This is a genomic window from Glutamicibacter sp. BW80, assembly GCF_002332385.1.
Taxonomy (GTDB): domain Bacteria; phylum Actinomycetota; class Actinomycetes; order Actinomycetales; family Micrococcaceae; genus Glutamicibacter.
The window spans coordinates 1-18,489 of record NZ_NRGV01000001.1 but is presented as its reverse complement, the minus strand read 5'-3'; the positions used below and the strand labels follow the sequence as shown (position 1 = coordinate 18,489).

Genomic DNA, 18,489 nt, shown 5'->3' with positions numbered 1-18,489 from the left:
TGAGTCCATGACACAGCGCACGCCAGCCGCGGCCCAACCACTAAATGTGGCAATCGTTCCGGACTCCTTCAAAGGCAGCGCCCGGGCCAGCGAAGTCGCGGACGCGATCGCCGCAGGGGTGAATGCGGCTGCTACCTCTGTGGCCCGTACGGTATCGATCACCGCCGTTCCCTTTGCCGATGGCGGCGAGGGAACCCTCGATGCGTTGATCGACGCTTGGGGAACCGAAGCGAAGGTCGTTGAAACAACCGATGCGCTGGGCAGGACCGTCAACTCGCGTTTCGGGTTGTCTGCAGATGGAACGACCGCCGTGATCGAGGCGGCGGAAGCCGCGGGATTGCCCCAGGTCAGTGACGTACCGCGGCAACCACTTCAAGCCACCACTTTTGGGCTGGGCCCACTTGTCATTCAAGCCTTGGAGCTTGGAGTGCAGCGAATCATTCTTTGTCTTGGTGGCTCGGCCACCACCGATGGCGGAGCTGGATTGCTCGCAGCTCTGGGTGCGAAGTTCCTCGATGCTCAGGGCAAAGAATTGGCTGCGGGCGGTGGTGCGCTGAACGACCTGGCGAGCATCGATATCTCCGGTCTGGATTCGCGAGCTTCTCGAGTCAAATGGCAGATCGCCTGCGATGTCACCAATCCGTTGCTGGGAGAAAACGGGGCCGCCGCGGTTTTCGGACCGCAAAAGGGCGCCTCGCCCCAGGAAGTGGAAGCACTGAATGCGGGACTGGCTCGGCTCGCTGACACCTTGGAAACCGCGTCCGGTCGAAAGCTGCGCGAGCAGCCCGGCATGGGAGCCGCCGGCGGCTTGGCGCTCTGCCTTGGATCTTACTGCGAGGTTGAGCTCGTGCCCGGGTGGGAACTGGTAGCGCAGGCTTTGAACGCGCACCAGATTCTTGCCGACGCGCAGCTGGTCTTTACCGGTGAGGGGCGCCTGGATTCGCAATCCCTGCAGGGCAAGGTGGTCAGCGGGGTGCTGCAAGCTGCGCGCAGAGATGCAGACATTATCGTGATCGCCGGATCGGTAGACCTTGCCGAGGAGCTGCTCGCCGAGTCGGGAATTCTCGCAGCCTATTCGATAGCACAGGGCCCGGCCGATCTCGGTGAGCTTTCATCGCAGGCTTTGGAGCTCATCCGGCGCACCGCATATCAGGTGGCGCGCACTTACCTGCATTAAAGTAGGCGCCTATTCGGGCGCTTGCCGGATCGGCGCTGAGCAATCCGGCATTCATGATCACGCGCACCGGCTCCTCGTAATATTTGCCACTGTCCGCATGGCTCCCCGCGTAGTTCGGCAGAAGACCCGAATGATTACACACCTGAGTTGAATCCTTCACACCAAGATTTTCACACCAAATTGGGCGAGTGGCCGTGGTGTGCCGCTGCAGACGGACCCGACACAAACGCCTCGGTCCGGATCCAGCCCTATGGGCGTTGCGCAGGACCAGACGCCCGTGACGTGAAACGCGATGTTGAACAGGAGCATGCAGAGATTCTTGCTTCGGCCCTGGATCGCGATGCGCGATGGGCTGGTGAACTGTTGTGTAACGGCGCGGCGAGGCTCCCCTGTTCTCCGCACGAACCGTCCGCTTCCTGAACGCGTAGTTCAGGACGTAGCTGGTTGCGTAGGAGGGGAAGTCTAGGGCGAACAATCTGGGTCGGCCCGGAAATCGTGGTGTGTATGGAGCCAGGAACCGTGAAATTCAGCTGTTTTTGAGGCCAATCTTTCGAGTCTGAGATGCCGAGTTGGGGGAGTGGCGTAGCTTCAGAAGCGAGTCGCTCAGGGTGGGCGCGCGGATGAATAATCTTTTGAATTGCTCCGAGCAGGCGACCGGGCGGACAGCCGGGAATATCTAGCCTGCATCGTAGCTTGGCACCAGTATGGCAATCAATGACAAATCGGTACAGAGTGAACAACGCACAGCGCTCGTGGTTGGAGCGACGGGCATCGCAGGATCTGCACTTGTGGAGACCCTCGCCACCGCAGGATGGTCAGTTATTGCCTTGTCCCGCAGGCCGGGGGCTGATCGCGACGGAGTGCGCTGGCTTTCCGCGGACCTGACTTCGGCTGAATCAGTGGCGGCCGTTCTCGCTCCTGAACATCCGACGCACGTCTTCTTCACCGCTTGGTCGCGGCAGGACTCTGAGGAAGAGAACATCACTGTCAACGCAGGCATGTTGCGAGTTCTCTTGGCCGCGCTGCGGGACAAGCCGGTTGCCCATGTGGCTCTGATGACGGGGCTAAAGCACTACCTTGGCCCTTTCGAAGCCTACGCCGCCGGCGAGATGCCGGATACTCCGTTCCATGAAGAAGAACCGCGGCTGCCCGTTCGGAACTTCTACTACGCGCAAGAAGACGAGTTGTTCGCCGCGGCCGCCGAGCAGGGGTTCACCTGGTCCGTGCACCGCGCGCACACCGTCATTGGGCATGCTGTGGGAAACGCAATGAATATGGGGCTCACGCTCGCCACGCAAGCAACGCTGTGCAAGGAAACGGGAGAACCGTTCGTCTTCCCGGGCTCAGAAATGCAATGGAACGGGCTGACTGACATGACAGACGCCGGTCTGCTTGCAGAGCATATGCTCTGGGCTTCGACGACCCCTGCTGCTGCCAATGAGGCCTTTAATATCGTCAATGGCGATGTCTTTCGGTGGCGCTGGATGTGGCCGAAGCTCGCCGCGCACTTTGGAGTTGAATGGGAAGGCTACCAACAGGCGCCTCGGCCTCTCGAGCAGGCCATGAGCGGCCGGGAAAGGCAGTGGAGCGAGTTGGCGCTGAAACACGGGTTGGCGGAACAAAAGCTGGGTCGCATGGCTTCGTGGTGGCACACCGACGGTGACCTAGGGCGAAACATAGAAGTGGTGGCCGACATGGGGAAGAGCAGGGTGGCTGGCTTTACCGGGTATCGTCGAACATTTGATGCTTTCGTGGCGCTGTTCGACCGCTATCGCGTGGATCAACTCATCCCCTAAGTGGTGCCTATCTCTGGGCCAGAGAGACGAGCGTCGCCGCAACGGCTTAGCCGTCCACGTCGAGAATAAACAGGCGCAGCAGCTGGGAATGCGCTGTTATCGAAGCATTTAACCGGCCTGGGCGGGGGATCAAAGTCTGGTGAAAGCGGAATCTCCGTAGGTGGGAATTTTCGCGGGATTGCGGGCCGGCGTCGGGGCGTAGTTCTCCAGCGGAGAAATATGGCGGTTGAGCTGAGGGCGGAGTCATTCCCAGTTTTGTGCACAGAACTGGGAATGATGTACTTAAAACTCGGCACGATGCGCTCTTGACGTACGAAGAGGTTCTCGTAGCGATGGTCAATGACGAGCGAGATGCACAGCATCAGAACGAGTTTATGGAGTCGAGCGATGATCATTTCACCGAAGGCCACCCGTTCATGACGAAACTGTAGCCGGAGCAGGTTTGGGTACTTAACTTCACTGGAATTCCAGGTTCCATCGGCTGAGCAAGAACATGAAAGTTATTGTTAACCCAATGGATCAACTGGCTTAACTAGAACGTTCGCAAGAGTCACTTCCATGAATCGGTTAGGGAGAAGCTGAGTCTTTTGGGCTCCTACTTAAGTATTATTGACACGGTGAAATTTATTTGATTTATGATGTTTACCTGAGGTTAGTTAGATATTCAAAGAATAAAACTCGTAATAATTGAGAATATTCACCGCAGGAAACTCGTCCACTGTTAGTTTTATTTACATCAACACCCGTTGATAACGTGGACTTTTATTCACATCGCACTTTCTGGAGGAATCATGGATCTGGTCGATACTCTTTTGGAGATCATTCTCGGCCTTCTCGGTGGGCTCGGCGGCTAAAGCCCCGCAATGTAGTACTTTTTGATTTTGTCCCGCCGAAGGCAAAGCCTTCGGCGGGACATTATTTTTTATTTATGCATTGAAGAGACGGGTTAGTGGCTCGGGCTGAGGAGTCTTGGCCTCGACTCGACGCAATTCTTTATGCGGCGCCATCGGCACAATAGCGCGTTCCTGACGGGAATGTTCGGGCCAGATTCCTAGCTTGCCCGAGGGAGAATGGCTGTAGGATCCAGGGCATCCTTGATCTTTGGCCGTAGTCGGTGCGCAGTGTTGCGTTGAAAACAAATCCACCGAAACTGCGATCCACGTGCCTGCAGCATCCAGCAGCTCTGCATGCAGGGGATGGGTGTGGCGCACGCCGCCGATCGTCAATGCGCTGGGAACTCAGGATGCGGCTCTACTTGCGGGGGCCGTGCAGTGAGCGAACCGACGACTACTCGGTTCCTCGGCCTGGGGCAGGCCTCCATGGTCCTCCGCTACTGGGGGCGTGGTTCGGTCCGAGGCTTATCCACCGCCGAGTCCAGAGATCTCATGCCAGGGGTGGACTTGGAGTACGCACAGTTACACCCGTCCGCTGAGGACGTGGCGCCACAGGCTTTCATAGGCTTGTGTTGTGATGAAGAAAAACCTTGTTCCCTTGATAGCACTAGCCATTCCGACCACTTTGCTGCTGACCGGATGTGACGTCAGTCAGCTAACCGAAGACAAATATGAGCAGTCGGCCTCCAAAACCGCAAAGACTTCCGCAGAAGGCGTAGCTTCCGGGTTGCTTCCCAGCTGGGCTCCCAATGGTGGAACCGACGTCCGCCTGGAGCAACGCAGCACCGGGCACGAGCGAATTTTCACCATGGACTACTCAGGTGAACTTCCAAGCGGCAAATGCGAGCCGCTGGCTAACACCGGCGTTCCCAGCGCCAAGGAACTGGAAAAAGGCTACGCCGCCGATTCGCGGACCAAGGACATGGCACCAGAGGATTTCGTGACCTACCGAACCCTCGAAGCCGACTGGTGGCCGGCAGGCGCTGAATTGCAGAGCACCGCGCTCTGTGGACGTTGGTGGGTGCACCAAGATGCAGGCAAGCTGTACGCTTTCGCGCCAGATGTTGCCAGCGTGGCCGAGGCAATCGTCAAGGAGCGCGCCGAGGCCGAGTAAGCCCGGCCTAGGAGGAGGGCGGCAGGGTCAATACTTGAGGCGCCCCCTCGGTGATCAGTACCGTGTGTTCGGTATGCGCGGTACGGCAACCCGTTGCGCTTCGCAAGGTCCAGCCATCGGGATCGGTGATGAGCTTCGCGGTGTTTGTCATAACCCATGGTTCCAGCGCGAGCATTAATCCGGGAACCAGCTTATAGCCTCGGTTGGGCCGTCCGTTGTTCGAAATGTGAGGTTCCTGATGCATTGTCGAGCCGATCCCGTGGCCGCCGTATTCGGTATTGATCGAGTACCCGGCCTCGCGCAAGACTGTGCCGATGGCATAGGAAATATCGCCAATTTTGGCCCCTGGCCGGGCCGCATCAATTCCGGCAGCTAACGCGTGTTCCGTGGCTTGGATCAGCTGGGTGCTTGCGGTGTCCTGGGTCGGCCCCACGATAAAGCTGATGGCAGCATCAGCGGCGATGCCTTCCTTGGAAATCGCAAGATCCAGGGTCAGTAAATCACCGTCGGCCAGTGCGTAGTCGTGGGGTAATCCGTGCAGCGCCGCATCGTTGACCGCGGTGCAGATGTAATGGCCGAATGGTCCGCGTCCAAAAGCTGGTGCGTAATCGACATAGCAGGATTCTGCGCCTGCTCCGAGGATCATCTCGCGGGCCCAAGCGTTGATGTCCAAAAGGTTGGTGCCCACCACGCTGCGGTCCCGCAGGGTTTGCAGGATCTGCCCCACGAGAGCTCCGGTGACCTTAGCCCGGGCAGCTTCGTGGGAATTCAGGATCTCGATCATGCGAAGCCCTTCATAAAACCAATAACAATACCGTCCATACTATACCGGTACTATGATTGGTTTTATGGTTAGATTGCCCCTCACTTTTGAAGAACTCGAACGCGGCGAGCGCCTCGGCGCCCTCTTGCGCCGGGCAAGAGCCGAGCGGACCATGGTTGACATTGCCTTTGACGCGGGAATTTCCCCGGAGACGCTACGCAAGATCGAGTCCGGGCGAGTGGCCACCCCCGCATTCTCAACTATTGCCGCCATCGCGGGGGTCCTTGGACTCTCGCTGGATGAACTATGGAATTCCGTGCTTGCCCAAGAGCCGGACGCCAGCGGTGCCCGATCCAGCAGAATGGCGCGCGAGCGGCTTGCGAGCTAGTTCGCTGAAATGCTGCGCTTTCGAAGCGGATCACGCCCCTGGCGATCGCTCCGCTCTCCTGTGCCCAGTAGTCCTCATTGATCTTTTCCAGCGGAATCTCCTGCGCGGTCAAATCATCTAAGTTCAGCCGACCTTGTTGATGAAGTTCCGCTTAGTACGGAGCGCCCTGGCGGGCGTTCGAGGGGCCCTTTCAAATCCCGTGCAGGCTGCGTTGGTGCATGGGCATGCCTAGCATGGCATTGAGTCCTAGTGGCTTGCCCTGTGGCAACCCGATGAGGTGCACGTGCCCGCCGGTTCGATCTAAGCGAGGGCTTCCTTGCCCAGCGGCGGTCTTCATCGACTACCTGGATGCTGAAGCTGCCACCGGTGATAATGAGACGTGCTGAATGTATGCGTGCTCGGGTACATAGCCGCGGGCCTCGCAGAAGGTGCCGAACTGGTTACCTGCGGAGAACCGGTGAGCGCGGAGGGCTCTTCGTTCCGCCAACCGTCCTGAACAATGTGAAGCCGAAATGTCGGTGTCAAAAGAAGAGATCATTGGGCCGGAGCTCTCGGACACAAAATTCAGTGATGAAGATTCCCGCGCGGTCGTACTGCGCCAAGCCATCGGCAATGGCTACGGACTGAATTCGATCATTTTCACCCGAGACATCTCCGAGGCGTTGCTGATTGCGAAGAAAATCCAGGCTGGCAATCTCCGCGTGAATACCGGAGCCGGCATGGACGCGAACATGCCATCTGGCGGTTTCAAGCAGTCCGGCTGGGGTATGGAAAGGGTCCCAAGGCCTCGGACGGCTAGGATAAAACCATGAGCGAACAGGAGCAGCCCCGGTTAGGCAGCGCACTGGCGCAAAAGGTCGTCGACACCATCGCGCCGACGATTAACCGCCATGTCAATATCATGAATTCCCACGGGGTGATCATTGCTTCCACCGATGCGGCCCGCATCGGAACGCATCACGAGGGCAGCGCCGAGGCGATCCGCCGCAACCAGATCATCCGCGTCAGCCAGGCCGATGGCAGCGCCGGAACCCAGCCCGGGGTCAACGTTCCGCTCACATTGGATAATCAGCTGTGCGGGGTCGTCGGCGTCACCGGAGCCCCGCATGAGGTCGAGCCGCTAGCCGATCTGATTGCACTGACCGTGCAGTTGCTCTTCACCCAGGAACGCGAGCACTCGCGCAGTACCCGCCGTGAAACAGAAGCCCGGGACATTATCTCCGCGTTGCTGGCCGGATGGGCCGAGCCAGAAGCCATTGACCGGAGCCTGGCAGCGCACGGCTTGCGCGGACCAACGCAACTGGAGGCATGGATCCCGCGCAGCGCGCAGGATCCATTGCTGGATGTGCCGGCCGTTGAGGGCCGGCGCACTTCCTGGATCAACCTCTCCGGTGCGTTCTGGCGGATCCGGCTGGCGAACGAACCGGCCTTCGAGGAAGACCAAGGCGCAACGGAGCGCTATCTTGCCTCCGCCCCGGCAGAAGGCGCCGGACACCTGCTGGCCGAAGCCGAAGCCCTCCGTGCCCTCGTGGCGCTCCCGGCGCTGATACCCCAGCGACGAAACCGGGAGATCTGGAGCCCGGAAATCGCCACCGCTATCGCGCGCACACCGGCGCAGAGCCTGAGCCATATTGCCCGGCCCGCCCGGGACTTGAGCGAAGAGCAAGCGAAGACGCTGCTGGTCGTCACTGCCGCAGCATCGATGACCCAGGCCGCAACCGAACTGCACATACACCGCAATACCCTAGTGCAGCGTCTGGAGCGCGTAGCCCTGATCGCCGGGGTGGACATCCGCCACACCGGCCAGGCGGTGCGGCTGCAGCATGCCATCTACGCAGCGGTCGCCCTAGACCAGAAACACATATTCTAGGAATTTCCGGCATAAGAATATGGGCGTGCGCCCATAGGTGATTGAGTCCGCAGTCCCTAGTATTGGCAAGATGCTCGAAGTTGAGCGCCCGCTGAACCGGTCCTCCCGGCCGAAACAACCTTCGCAGGAAAAGCCTGAGCAGCTTGACCTGGCGGAATAGCGGGCGGCAGCAACGGGCCGGAACTCGCACCCAGAACGACCGCCTGCGCCATTGCAGGTTCGGGCTGGGGGCCACAGATATTGGCAAAGGAGCCAACTCGCCGTGTATGAACTCCTCGTTCTGCTGATCCTCGTGGTGGCCATTGTGCTGGTCACCGCACGCTGGAAAATCAGCCCCTTCCTCGCCCTCATCGGCGCGGCCATCCTCGCGGCCTTCGCCTACAAGATCCCCATCGCCGAGGTCGCCTCCACGGTGACCACCGCCTTTGGCAGCACCATGGGCAATATTGGCCTCGTAATCCTCTTCGGCACGATGATCGGCATCATCCTGGAGCGTTCCGGGGCCGCGATCTCCATGGCCGATGCGCTGATCAAGGTGCTGGGCACCAGATTCCCCAACCTGACGCTGTCGCTCATCGGCTACATCGTTTCCATACCGGTCTTCTGCGACTCGGGCTACGTGGTGCTCAACTCCCTGCGCAAGGCCATCACCCTGCGCACCGGTGTTTCCACGCTGGCCACCTCCATTGCCTTGATGACCGGCCTGTATGCCACCCACACCATGGTCCCGCCGACCCCAGGACCGCTGGCAGCCGCCGAGTCCATCGGCATCGCCGACAACCTCGGATTGATCATCGCCATCGGCCTGCCGGTGGCAGTGGTCTCGGCCATGGCCGGGCTGTTCTATGCCAGCCGCTTCAACAAGTCCACGTGGACTCCGCTGCCATCCGAGGATGAGAACGACATCTCCGAGCTCGATTACGAGCAGCTGCGTGCAAGCTTCGGCAAGCTGCCAAGCCCTGGCTTGGCCTTCCTGCCGATCCTCGTTCCGCTGGTCTTGATCTGCGCGGCATCGATTGCCAAGCTTCCATCGCATCCCTTCGGCGAAGGCTCCGCGCTGGAAGCGCTGTCCTTCATCGGCACCCCGGTGATCGCGCTGATCTTCGGTTTGCTCGCCGCGACCTTGCTCCTGAACGGCAATAGGAAGCTTGCGGACTTCAATGAGCAGATGCATGAAGCCGTGCGCACCGCGGCACCCATCCTGCTCATTACCGGTGCCGGCGCAGCCTTTGGTGCTGTGCTGGCAGCCTCGGAGCTGACCACAATCCTCTCCGATTCGCTCAGCGGTCTGGGTCTCGGCTTGGCTGTGCCATTCCTGATCGCCGCGGCATTGAAATCTGCGCAGGGCTCGTCCACCGTGTCGATGGTGACCACCTCGGCGCTGGTCGCCCCGATGCTCGGTTCCCTCGGTCTGGACTCCGAACTGGGCATGGTGCTCAGTGTTCTGGCAGTTGGCGCCGGCGCGATGGTCGTCTCGCATGCCAACGATTCCTACTTCTGGGTGGTCTCCCAGCTCAGCCGCATCCCGGTCATCACGGCCTACAAGACCTTGAGCGTGGCCACCGCCATCCAGGGCACCGCGGCATTCCTGACTGTACTGGTTCTCGGAGCCGTACTGCTGTAGCAGCACGCTTTCCAAGAAAGAAACGGATCGCACCATCGGCAGATGGCGCGATCCGTTTCTTTAAGCAGTGCTGGATTAGCCGAGGCCAGCCGCATCGACGCCCCGCGCGGCTTTATTCGCTTTGGCAGTCGAGATCACCAGCAACGCGATGGCGGCCAAGTAGCCGGTCCCGGTTGCGGCGAAGGCGAAACCGAACTGGCCCAGCACGCAAAGGACTGCTGCACTGGCCAATGCCGCCCAGCCGGCCAAGGAGGCCACGGCAATTAGGGGCGCAGCCTGCTGATGCCCGGCAAGCCAGGCACCATCGCTGGCCAAAGTGTGGCGCGTCTTGATGCCGATCGACGCATTGCGAGCGAGCTTTCGGTCCCGTGCCATCGGGGCGAGGAACGCTGCCACCAACGTTATGCTCAGCAACCCGAACATGAAGGCAATGACGCCTGCTGGATCCACTTTCAACCTATTCTGCCGTTTTGCCGTGAACAGCCATCCTATGCGGTCGCATTTGAGTTCCCGAGTTCAAACTTCGTCATGCGAGGGTCATATGACGGCCGTTCCGCCACTGATCCGGCAGGCATGTAGCTCGAAGATGACGACTTCTGACCGACTGTTCCGCCGAGTTACATCCTTCTTCCATCTGCTCATGCCGCGGTGTTTCACTCGAAGTACCAACCATCCAGAGCGGCTAAGAGACCTGGCTCGACGACGCCGCAGCAAGCCTGCATTCCGCAGCTAGTGCTAACGCCAGGTTCGATGGATCAGCAGAAAGCAACTTTCTGCTTCCTTCGGAGCAAGACTCTAAGGGAGAACGAAAATGACCGCACTGAGCACGCAACTGCCCCGGGTTCCCTACACCGGGAGCGCAGACGAGGCCGAGCTCGCCCACTGGCGCGAGATCGCCGGCCAGGTCGCGGCCACACTGGCCGCCGATGCGCTGGAGCGCGACCGCAAAAACGAGCAGCCCTTCGCCGAGGTGCAGCTGCTGCGCGAAGCCGGTCTGCTGAACCTGCTGGTTCCGGCCGAATTCGGGGGAGCCGGAGCGCATTGGGCCACCGCCTTTGAAACCATCCGCATCCTGGCCGCGGCCGACGGGTCCATCTCCCAGCTGCTGGCCTACCACTACATCAACCAGTCCGGCATCGCCTTCTACGCTCCGGCCGAAACCCAGGCCGAGTGGTGGCAGCGCACCGTGGCCGGCGGCTGGCTCTGGGGCGATTCGGTGAATCCGGTGGACCCGCAGCTGACGCTCACCGCGGAGGGCGATGGCTTCCGCCTGAACGGTGCCAAGCGTTTCTCCACCGGCTCCGGAGTCGGCGAGGTGATCGTCGTGAACGCCGAGGTCTCCGGAGGAACGCGCCACGGCGAAGTGCTGGCCTTTGTCCTCCCGCGCGACCGGGAAGGACTGGAAATCGTTGATGACTGGGATTACCTGGGCCAGCGCTTGAGTGCCTCGAACTCGCTGAAGTACCACAACGTGCGCATCGAGGCCGCCGATCTGCTCGGGGCGGTAACCGACGAGCCGGTGTCCACCCTGCTCACCCCCGGGATCCAGCTGGCCTTCGCGAACTTCTACCTGGGCATTGCCGAGGGCGCGTTGGCCCGCGGCAAGCAGATCCTGCTGGGCCGCAAGAACGCCTGGTTCCTCTCGGAGGCGGAGACCTACTCGCAGGACGTCGTCTTCCAGCGCACCGTGGGCGAGCTGAAGGCGCGCACCGCCGCGGTGGCCGCCCTGACCGAGAAGCTCGGCCGCAAGTTCGATGCGCTGCTGGCCAAGGCCGGGAATGTCACCCAGCCTGAACGCGCAGCGCTGGCGGTGGAAATCGCCGAAGCCAAGGTGGTCTCCACCGAGATCGGCGTGGAGGTCGCCAACCGCATCTTCGAGGTCACCGGTTCCTCCTCGACGCAGAATGATGTGGGCCTGGATCTGTTCTGGCGCAATGTGCGCACCCACTCGCTGCATGACCCGGTGGACTACAAGAAGATCGAGGTCGGCGCGTACTTCCTGCGCGGGGAAACCCAGCCGCTCTCGCTCTACACCTAAACCTCACCCCACCCACGGATTGGACCGAACTGATGACTGCACTTGCCATCTCGCGCAATCGCCTTGCCCAACTCAAGGAACGCTTCGCCCCGCACTTTGCAAAGATCGCCGACGGCGCCGCCCAACGCGACCGGAGCGGAGAGCTGCCGCACCAGCAGGTGGCCGAGCTGGCCGCCGCCGGCTTCAGCGCATTGCGCGTCCCGGTCTCCCACGGCGGGGCAGGGGCCACCCTGGCCGAGCTCTTCGAATTGCTCGTGGAGTTGGCCGCCGCGGACTCCAGCATCGCTCAGGCCTTGCGCGCGCACTTCGCCTTCGTTGAGGACCGCCTGGTCGCCGCTCCGGGGCCGGGCCGCGACAAATGGCTGGCCCGCTTCGCCGCGGGGGAGCTGGTGGGGAACTCCTGGACCGAGATCGGCACCGTGAAGGTCGGCGAGGTGATCACCAAGGTCACTCCGGATGGCGCAGGAGGGTTCCTGGTCAACGGCACCAAGTACTATTCCACCGGCTCGATCTTCGCCGACTGGCTGGATACCTACGCCGAACGCACCGATACCGGCAAGCGCGTGATCGCCGCGGTCAACCGCCACCAGCCCGGCGTGGTGCTGGCCGATGACTGGGACGGCTTCGGACAGCGCACCACCGGCACCGGAACCTCCACCTTCACCGACGCGGTCGTCGCCGAAGAGGACCTGATCGACTTCGACACCCGCTTCAAATACCAGACCGCGTTCTACCAGCAGGTGCTGCTGGTTGTGCTGGCGGGGTCCGCCAAGGCCGCCGAACGTGACTTCGCCGCCGAGCTGAAGGCCCGCAAGCGCACCTTCAGCCATGGCGCCGCCAACGTGGCCGCCGAGGATCCGCAGCTGCTGCAGGTCATCGGCGAGGTGTCAGCGGCTGCGTTCGCGGCGGCCGGAACCGTGGAACGCGTGTCGCAGTCCCTGCAGGGAGCCTATGAAACCGCGTTGGCGCTGCACGAGGGCGAGGTGACGTTGGAGGAAGACGAGGCGGCCAATGACGCGGCCGAGCTGGCCAGCGCGCAGGCCCAGGTGGTCTTAACACCTCTGGTGCTCAACGCGATCACCCACGCCTTCGACGCGCTGGCCGCTTCGGCCACCAGCGTTTCGAAGAACCTGGACCGGCACTGGCGCAATGCCCGCACCGCCGGAAACCACAACCCGTGGGTGTTCAAGGCCCGGCTGATCGGCGACCTGGCGGTTAACGGCACCGAGCTGCCGCGGGTTTGGGCCATCGGCGCCTCGAAGTAGCATCCCCGGATGCTGCAGGCCCAGCACACATCTGGAGTGCTGGGCCTGCTGCGTGTAGCGCATCAATGACCGAGCAGCTCTCCGGCACCCCCTGGATTCACCTCGCCGGCAACAACTCTCTGCAGATAATGCTCCGGGGATTCTTGGTCGGCGGTGTCCCTCAGATAGTAGGCAGCGCCCGGTCTCGGCGATTGCCTGATTCCGTAGCGGACGTCACCGTCTGCAATCCGATGCTTGCCGAAGACCAGATAGATCTCGAGGCGCGGTGCTGATCCGTTCCGGAAGAGGGCTCTCAGCGTATTTCTGAAGGTACTGCGTTGCGGCAACCTATGCCCTCGTCACTAGGCAGGCATGCCTGAAGATCACGGGCATTTCCATCGCAGGCGCCCGTTCCAAGGGGGCTCCGAGCAGGTTGTTTCGAACGGCTGCGCGCAGCGTGCTTTATGGAATCTGCTTCGGCGGGTCTGATGCCGCTGGCTAGACTGTGTGGGTGATCAACTACACCCTGCGTCAAATACAGTATTTTGTCGCCGTCGCCGAAACCGGGTCCATCTCCGCGGCTGCTGGCGCCTGCCACATTTCGCAGGCCGCCATGTCGCAGGCGATGGATGAACTTGAACGGGTGGTTGGATCGCAGCTGCTGGTGCGGCGCCGGGCGCGCGGCGTGGTCCTCACCGCGGTGGGTACGGATTTCCTCCATGATGCCAAGCAGCTGGTGCGCCATGCCGAAGAGGTGCAGGACCAGATCGTGGAGCGCCAGACCAAGCTTTCCGGGCCGCTGGTCATCGGCTGCTACTCCTCGCTGGCAGCCTTCTGGATTCCGGTGATCTGCGAACGCTTCACCAACGTGCACCCGGACCTGCAGGTGACCCTCATCGAGGGAGACGGCGCCGAGCTGCAGGAACGGATGCTGCAAGGGCATCTGGATGCGGTGCTCACGCATACCCGGCATCTCCTGCCCCATGTGGGGTGGCGCCGCGTCATGTCGGGGCGGCCATATGTCCTGGTCGGAGGCAATCACCGCCTGGCCAAGCGAGGCAGTGTGGCCCTGTCGGAATTGGCGGGAGACGATTTTGTGTCCCTGGACATTCCGACGGTACGCGATAACCAGCTGGTGAATCTGCGGATGTCCGGGCTGGATCCCAAGGTGCGTTGGAGTTCGCAGAGCTTCGAGGCCGTGCGCGGTTTGGTGGCCCGGGGGTTGGGCTACACGGTGCTGGTGCAGCGGCCTCCGGTCAATCTCAGCTATGACGGACTGCCGCTGGCAATCCTGGAAATTGAGGGTCCGGTCGGCGAGAGCGATATTTGTGTCGCCTATACTGCCTCGGACCGTCCGAGCCTGCGGCTGCGCGCATTCCTCGACTTCTGTGAAGAAGTTGGAGCCGACAAAGAAAACAGGGCTGGGTAGAGTCCTTGCGACTCCGGCCAGCCCTGGATCCTGTTCAGCGGACTACAGGTTTTCTGCTTCGAGATCCGCCTCGCGGCCCTCTTTCACTCCGCGTATGGCGAGCCCGGCGACAATGAATGCGCCCGCCCAGACGGCACCGGCGATCCACAGCGTTCCGCCACCGAGCAGCACCAAGCCGGTGACGATCATCGGGGTGAAGCCTGCCCCCACGGTGGAGGAGAGCTGGTACACCAGCGAGGCGCCGGTGTAGCGGATCCGGGTGGGGAACAGCTCGGCGGTGAACGCGCCGAAGGGTCCGAAGATGGTGGCCTGGATGATGCCGTTGGCGATGAACAGGGCGATGGCAAAGAGCCACAGCTCGCCCATTTCCAGCATCCACATGATCGGCAGGGCCATGACCGCGCCGGCGGCTATGCCAACCATCATGACCGGGCGGCGTCCGAGCCTGTCGGAGTAGCGGGCGGCGAACCAGATGCCGACGACGGTCAACGCAGCGCCGATGGCTTTCACATTCAGCACGGCCGTGCGGTCCATGCCAACCTCTTCAACCACATAGGCGACGGCCCAAACGGTCATCAGGCCCTGCACCGTGTAGGAGCTCATGCCGACCAGCGTTCCGCGGATCACCGAACCGGGGTACTTGGTGATGACCTCCAAGAATGGGGTCTTGCGTTCTTCGGCTTTGTCTTCCAAGGCGAGGAAGAGCGGGGACTCGGCCACCTTGAGCCGGATGATCAGGCCGATGCCTACCAGCGCGATGCTGATCAGGAACGGGATGCGCCAGCCCCAAGCCAGGAACTGGTCATCGGGCAGGATGGAGACCGCGGAAACGGCGAGGGTCGCCAGCACGGCGCCGGCCGGCCCGCCCATATTCGCGAAGCTCGCGGCGAAGCCGCGGCGTTCCTTCGGAGCATGCTCCAGCGCCATCAGCATGGCGCCTCCCCATTCGCCGCCCACGGCCAGGCCCTGGACGATGCGCAGCGTGATCAACGCGATCGGCGCGATCATGCCGATTTGCGCGGCCGGAGGCAGCAGGCCGATCAGCGTTGAGGCGCCGCCCATCATCACCATCGAGGTAATCAGCACGCCCTTGCGGCCCACCTTGTCGCCGAAGTGGCCGAAGACGATTCCGCCCAGCGGGCGGGCCAGGTAGCCGACGGCGAGAGTGGAGAAGGAGGCGAAGAGCGCCACGCCTGGGGTGAGCCCAATGAAGAACACCTTGTTGAAGACCAGCGAGGCGGCCGTGGCGTAGAGGATGAAGTCGTAGAACTCGATCGCGCTTCCAATGAAGCTCGAGGCGAGGATGCGCCGCATCTGCGGGGAATTGAGCGAGGGAACTTTGAGCTCGCCATCGCCTGTCGGCTGGTTTTGTGGCTTCACTGCATTGCTCATCGGGATGCCGCCATTTCACTGTGGATGCGGGAGAAGGATATTTTATCGAGGTCGTCGGGGACCAGGTAGGTCCCGGAGAACTTGCCGGCGTGCGAATGCCAGACGGAGAGCGGAGTGGTGCCCGGCACCAGGTGGTGCAGGGCCAGGGTGCGTGCCCCGGCTTGGGCCGCGATCTCGATGGCTTGTTCGGCCGAGGTATGGGCCCGTCGGTGATGGTCCATGGAGGCTTGGGATTCCAGCGTTCCAATCGGGCCGTAGGTGCGCTGTACCCACTCGAAATCGATGGCTTCATGCAGCAGCAGATCCGTGTCCCGGGCCAGGGTGACAAGGTTCTGGCAAGGCGAGGTGTCTCCGGAGATGGTGACCGAGCCTTCGGCGGTGTCAAAGCGGAAAGCGAAGGCCGGCGCGATCGGCGGATGCTTCACCAGCGTGGCGCTCACCGTCGCCAATTCATCTTGGTAGATCACGAATGGCTTGAACGCCTCCGGCGTCGGGTTCTCATTCGGGTGATAACCGGTGCCCGCAGGAATCTGGATGTCCTGGGCCGAGAAGTGATCCAGCGGGGAGGGGCGCAAGGCGTTGATCACCCGGTCGTTGAGGTCCGTTGCGTAGGCCTGCATCAGATGGTCGAACATCGAGGCGGTGCCCGGCGTCGGATTCTGCGGGTAGAGCGCCTGCGGTGGAACGCTCGCCCTCGGGGAGACCGGTGGTAAGGCGCCGCGCTCGCCGGGGCCGAGGATGGTGATGGGTTCCTTATCGGAGGGCAGCGTGAACAGTCCGAAGATGGCTAGCGAGGCCAGATCGATGCTGTGGTCGGAGTGCAGGTGGGTGAGGAAGATGCCGCGCAGGTTCGCCGGGCTGTACCCCGCCTTCATCAGCTGGTTTCCCACGCCGGTGCCGGCATCTACGAGATAGACGCTGTCACCGACGACTACCGCGGTGGAGATTCCTGCCCGCTCGCCGGCGTGCTCGCCGGTCCACCAGCGTGGACCGCCTGCGGTGCCGAGGGTGACGACGTGTGGATTCAAATTAGTGGAGGCCATGTCTCTGCGACCTTTCGTTGTTCTAGTATCTACCAATCATTCTTATGCCCTGGCTCACATTCGTAAAACTGTTTTTATCTACCATTAACAATGGTTTTACTTATGAACTGGTCGGTAGACTTCAATGCGACGCGAAGCATCTTCGGGCGATGAGCGAGCGTTGTGCATGATGTACTGAGTGGAAGAAACACGTACCTGTAGGAGTGGCATGTCTGATCACGAACGAAGCCGCCTCTCGCGCTGGGTCCTGCCTCATGGCGCAGAGCCGGATCCCCGGTTTACGCTGGCCAACGAACGTACCTTCCTGGCGTGGATCCGCACCTCGCTGGCATTCCTTGCCGGCGGCACCGCGCTAGAGGCATTTGCCGCCGAGGCTTTCCCCTCGCCGCTGCGCACGTGGCTCGCGGTGCTGATCATCGGCGTGGGAATCCTGATTGCCACAGGTGCCGCGGTCCGCTGGGTCCGCGTGGAGCGCAGCATGCGCACCGGGCGCCCGCTGCCGATTCCGGCCATCGTTCCGCTCCTGGGTTTCGGCGCCGTGGCCGCTTCCATCGCGGCCGTGGCCATGATTGTCGGTTCGCGGGCCTGATGCGCGAGCCCATCCAGATCGCCGATCCGGGGCTGCAGCCAGAGCGCACGGTATTTGCGTGGAGCCGCACCCTGGTGTCATTCCTTGTGGTCAGTGCCGTCTTCTTGCGCTGGCTGCCGCACTATGGCGTGGGCATCGTGTTGATGATCGCGATTTCCGCGACGATGGCGCTGGGAATCTTTGCCTCGCAGCGCGCTCGCTACCGGCGCATGGCGCTGGGCGTGAAATCCGAGCGGGTCAGGCCGGATATCGTCGCGGTGCTCATGACTACCCTGGTGCTGATCGCCATCGGCGTGTTCGGAATCATCTTGGTGCTCGGCCCGAGCTAAGCCAGGTCTGTCGAGCCGGGCCTCCCGGGCGAGCCATCTGGCTTTGCTGCCGCATATCCCGTTGGCGCTTGGGGTGTCGATTCGCGGTGAGCGGCGGTAGCGCACTGCGGTGTTGCGGATTTCACTGGCAAGTGAGACGCGCGGAACGCGGGTCAGGTTCTAGACTTAGTTGGATAAAATCAACTATTTAGAGGAGCGCTCCGGCTCATGAACGCTGAGACTCAACCCAAAAGCCCGTTTAACTTCGTTCAGGTCCTGATTGCCGCCGCTGGTACTGGCTTCCTCAACGTCATCACCTACTTCATTGGCAGTTCCGCAGGAGCCTCCATGGTGCTCGGTGAGAACACCGGTGAGCACATTGGCTTCGCTCAGGTCTACGGTTTCACCTTGCTGCCGATCCTCATCCTCGGTGCGGTGGTCTTTGTTATCGGCCGCGCCAAGCCAGCATTCTGCACGGTCGCCCAGTGGTTGGGTCTGGTCGTTGCGGTTGTTTCGATCATCTTGCCAATCATGGCCGCCGGCGACATCGCTACCGCGCTCACCTTAAGCATCATTCACCTGTTCGTGGGCCTTGGCTTGTTCTTCGCGGTGCACTACGGCAACAAGAGCCTGCACACGAACTAGCAACCGAGCTCCTGCAACTCGACGCAAAATGCCTGCTGCCCACGGATAGAAATCCGTGGGCAGCAGGCATTTGTGAGCTCGTAGTTATTGAGTTGTGCTCTAGAGCTGCAAGGCCGCGGGCCGGGACAATCCCAAGATTGTCCCGGCCCGCGGCCCTTAGCCTCGATATTTCATGA

17 protein-coding genes, 1 pseudogene and 1 riboswitch are annotated in these 18,489 nt (G+C 61.7%); of the genes and pseudogenes, 14 read left to right on the top strand and 4 right to left on the bottom strand.

Features of this window, described 5'->3' with window-relative positions:
* The first annotated feature begins 7 nt into the window (after positions 1-7).
* The 4 genes from CIK76_RS00090 to CIK76_RS00080 all read left to right on the top strand — a co-directional run bounded on the left by CIK76_RS00090 (position 8) and on the right by CIK76_RS00080 (position 4,980).
* Positions 8-1,177, top strand: a complete 1,170-nt coding sequence (locus tag CIK76_RS00090; protein ID WP_096257480.1) for a glycerate kinase — start codon at positions 8-10, stop codon at positions 1,175-1,177.
* Between the two features lie 704 nt (positions 1,178-1,881).
* Positions 1,882-2,973 carry an SDR family oxidoreductase gene (locus CIK76_RS00085; protein ID WP_096282675.1) on the top strand — a complete coding sequence of 364 codons (1,092 nt, stop codon included), beginning with the start codon at positions 1,882-1,884 and terminating at the stop codon, positions 2,971-2,973.
* A gap of 305 nt (positions 2,974-3,278) precedes the next feature.
* Positions 3,279-3,404, top strand: coding sequence for a hypothetical protein (locus tag CIK76_RS19710; RefSeq protein ID WP_255248283.1), 126 nt, complete (start codon positions 3,279-3,281; stop codon positions 3,402-3,404).
* A 1,039-nt stretch (positions 3,405-4,443) separates the two neighbouring features.
* On the top strand, positions 4,444-4,980 hold the full coding sequence (locus CIK76_RS00080; protein ID WP_096257484.1) for a hypothetical protein: 537 nt from the start codon (positions 4,444-4,446) through the stop codon (positions 4,978-4,980).
* A 7-nt stretch (positions 4,981-4,987) separates the two neighbouring features.
* On the opposite strand, the gene map is transcribed toward CIK76_RS00080, so the two are convergent.
* A complete protein-coding gene (gene map, locus CIK76_RS00075) occupies positions 4,988-5,764 on the bottom strand; it encodes a type I methionyl aminopeptidase (protein ID WP_096282673.1) in 777 nt (258 codons plus the stop codon).
* A gap of 64 nt (positions 5,765-5,828) precedes the next feature.
* On the opposite strand from map, the gene CIK76_RS00070 reads away from it, so the two are divergent.
* The 4 genes and pseudogenes from CIK76_RS00070 to CIK76_RS00055 all read left to right on the top strand — a co-directional run bounded on the left by CIK76_RS00070 (position 5,829) and on the right by CIK76_RS00055 (position 9,625).
* Complete coding sequence (locus CIK76_RS00070; RefSeq protein ID WP_096257488.1) at positions 5,829-6,131, top strand: helix-turn-helix transcriptional regulator; 303 nt, start codon at positions 5,829-5,831, stop codon at positions 6,129-6,131.
* A 509-nt stretch (positions 6,132-6,640) separates the two neighbouring features.
* Positions 6,641-6,943, top strand: a pseudogene (locus tag CIK76_RS00065) (aldehyde dehydrogenase family protein); the annotation flags it as partial.
* Complete coding sequence (locus tag CIK76_RS00060; RefSeq protein ID WP_096257491.1) at positions 6,940-8,001, top strand: sugar diacid recognition domain-containing protein; 1,062 nt, start codon at positions 6,940-6,942, stop codon at positions 7,999-8,001. The pseudogene CIK76_RS00065 and the gene CIK76_RS00060, both read left to right, overlap by 4 nt.
* A gap of 262 nt (positions 8,002-8,263) precedes the next feature.
* The gene (locus CIK76_RS00055) at positions 8,264-9,625 is read left to right on the top strand and encodes a GntP family permease (RefSeq protein WP_096282672.1); all 1,362 of its coding nucleotides are present in this window, start codon (positions 8,264-8,266) and stop codon (positions 9,623-9,625) included.
* 75 nt (positions 9,626-9,700) lie between these two features.
* Here the strand turns inward: CIK76_RS00055 and CIK76_RS00050 are convergent, their stop codons facing one another.
* Complete coding sequence (locus tag CIK76_RS00050) at positions 9,701-10,075, bottom strand: SdpI family protein (RefSeq protein ID WP_096282670.1); 375 nt, start codon at positions 10,073-10,075, stop codon at positions 9,701-9,703.
* Positions 10,076-10,291: 216 nt separating this feature from the next.
* Positions 10,292-10,382, top strand: a riboswitch (SAM riboswitch).
* 54 nt (positions 10,383-10,436) lie between these two features.
* Between CIK76_RS00050 and CIK76_RS00045 the strand changes: the two genes are divergently transcribed.
* The 3 genes from CIK76_RS00045 to CIK76_RS00030 all read left to right on the top strand — a co-directional run bounded on the left by CIK76_RS00045 (position 10,437) and on the right by CIK76_RS00030 (position 14,336).
* Positions 10,437-11,663, top strand: a complete 1,227-nt coding sequence (locus tag CIK76_RS00045) for an acyl-CoA dehydrogenase family protein (RefSeq protein WP_096282668.1) — start codon at positions 10,437-10,439, stop codon at positions 11,661-11,663.
* A gap of 32 nt (positions 11,664-11,695) precedes the next feature.
* Positions 11,696-12,928, top strand: a complete 1,233-nt coding sequence (locus tag CIK76_RS00040; RefSeq protein WP_096282667.1) for an acyl-CoA dehydrogenase family protein — start codon at positions 11,696-11,698, stop codon at positions 12,926-12,928.
* 490 nt (positions 12,929-13,418) lie between these two features.
* Positions 13,419-14,336, top strand: a complete 918-nt coding sequence (locus CIK76_RS00030) for a LysR substrate-binding domain-containing protein (protein ID WP_096257500.1) — start codon at positions 13,419-13,421, stop codon at positions 14,334-14,336.
* Between the two features lie 42 nt (positions 14,337-14,378).
* On the opposite strand, the gene CIK76_RS00025 is transcribed toward CIK76_RS00030, so the two are convergent.
* Positions 14,379-15,728: an MFS transporter gene (locus tag CIK76_RS00025; RefSeq protein ID WP_096282663.1), complete on the bottom strand. Its 1,350-nt coding sequence runs from the start codon at positions 15,726-15,728 to the stop codon at positions 14,379-14,381.
* Positions 15,725-16,771: an MBL fold metallo-hydrolase gene (locus CIK76_RS00020; RefSeq protein ID WP_096282661.1), complete on the bottom strand. Its 1,047-nt coding sequence runs from the start codon at positions 16,769-16,771 to the stop codon at positions 15,725-15,727. The genes CIK76_RS00025 and CIK76_RS00020 overlap by 4 nt, the downstream gene beginning before the upstream one ends.
* 208 nt (positions 16,772-16,979) lie before the next feature.
* Between CIK76_RS00020 and CIK76_RS00015 the strand changes: the two genes are divergently transcribed.
* The 3 genes from CIK76_RS00015 to CIK76_RS00005 all read left to right on the top strand — a co-directional run bounded on the left by CIK76_RS00015 (position 16,980) and on the right by CIK76_RS00005 (position 18,313).
* The gene (locus CIK76_RS00015) at positions 16,980-17,360 is read left to right on the top strand and encodes a DUF202 domain-containing protein (protein ID WP_096254339.1); all 381 of its coding nucleotides are present in this window, start codon (positions 16,980-16,982) and stop codon (positions 17,358-17,360) included.
* Positions 17,360-17,689, top strand: a complete 330-nt coding sequence (locus CIK76_RS00010; RefSeq protein WP_096254338.1) for a DUF202 domain-containing protein — start codon at positions 17,360-17,362, stop codon at positions 17,687-17,689. The genes CIK76_RS00015 and CIK76_RS00010 overlap by 1 nt, the downstream gene beginning before the upstream one ends.
* A gap of 207 nt (positions 17,690-17,896) precedes the next feature.
* Positions 17,897-18,313, top strand: a complete 417-nt coding sequence (locus tag CIK76_RS00005; protein WP_096282659.1) for a DUF6069 family protein — start codon at positions 17,897-17,899, stop codon at positions 18,311-18,313.
* The last annotated feature ends 176 nt before the right edge of the window (positions 18,314-18,489 follow it).

Coding starts and splice junctions, on each gene's coding strand:
- CIK76_RS00090 (WP_096257480.1), top strand. CDS start 8: ATGACACAGCGCACGCCAGCCGCGGCCCAACCACTAAATGTGGCAATC.
- CIK76_RS00085 (WP_096282675.1), top strand. CDS start 1,882: ATGGCAATCAATGACAAATCGGTACAGAGTGAACAACGCACAGCGCTC.
- CIK76_RS00080 (WP_096257484.1), top strand. CDS start 4,444: ATGAAGAAAAACCTTGTTCCCTTGATAGCACTAGCCATTCCGACCACT.
- map (WP_096282673.1), bottom strand. CDS start 5,764: ATGATCGAGATCCTGAATTCCCACGAAGCTGCCCGGGCTAAGGTCACC.
- CIK76_RS00070 (WP_096257488.1), top strand. CDS start 5,829: ATGGTTAGATTGCCCCTCACTTTTGAAGAACTCGAACGCGGCGAGCGC.
- CIK76_RS00060 (WP_096257491.1), top strand. CDS start 6,940: ATGAGCGAACAGGAGCAGCCCCGGTTAGGCAGCGCACTGGCGCAAAAG.
- CIK76_RS00045 (WP_096282668.1), top strand. CDS start 10,437: ATGACCGCACTGAGCACGCAACTGCCCCGGGTTCCCTACACCGGGAGC.
- CIK76_RS00040 (WP_096282667.1), top strand. CDS start 11,696: ATGACTGCACTTGCCATCTCGCGCAATCGCCTTGCCCAACTCAAGGAA.
- CIK76_RS00025 (WP_096282663.1), bottom strand. CDS start 15,728: ATGAGCAATGCAGTGAAGCCACAAAACCAGCCGACAGGCGATGGCGAG.
- CIK76_RS00020 (WP_096282661.1), bottom strand. CDS start 16,771: ATGGCCTCCACTAATTTGAATCCACACGTCGTCACCCTCGGCACCGCA.
- CIK76_RS00015 (WP_096254339.1), top strand. CDS start 16,980: ATGTCTGATCACGAACGAAGCCGCCTCTCGCGCTGGGTCCTGCCTCAT.
- CIK76_RS00010 (WP_096254338.1), top strand. CDS start 17,360: ATGCGCGAGCCCATCCAGATCGCCGATCCGGGGCTGCAGCCAGAGCGC.
- CIK76_RS00005 (WP_096282659.1), top strand. CDS start 17,897: ATGAACGCTGAGACTCAACCCAAAAGCCCGTTTAACTTCGTTCAGGTC.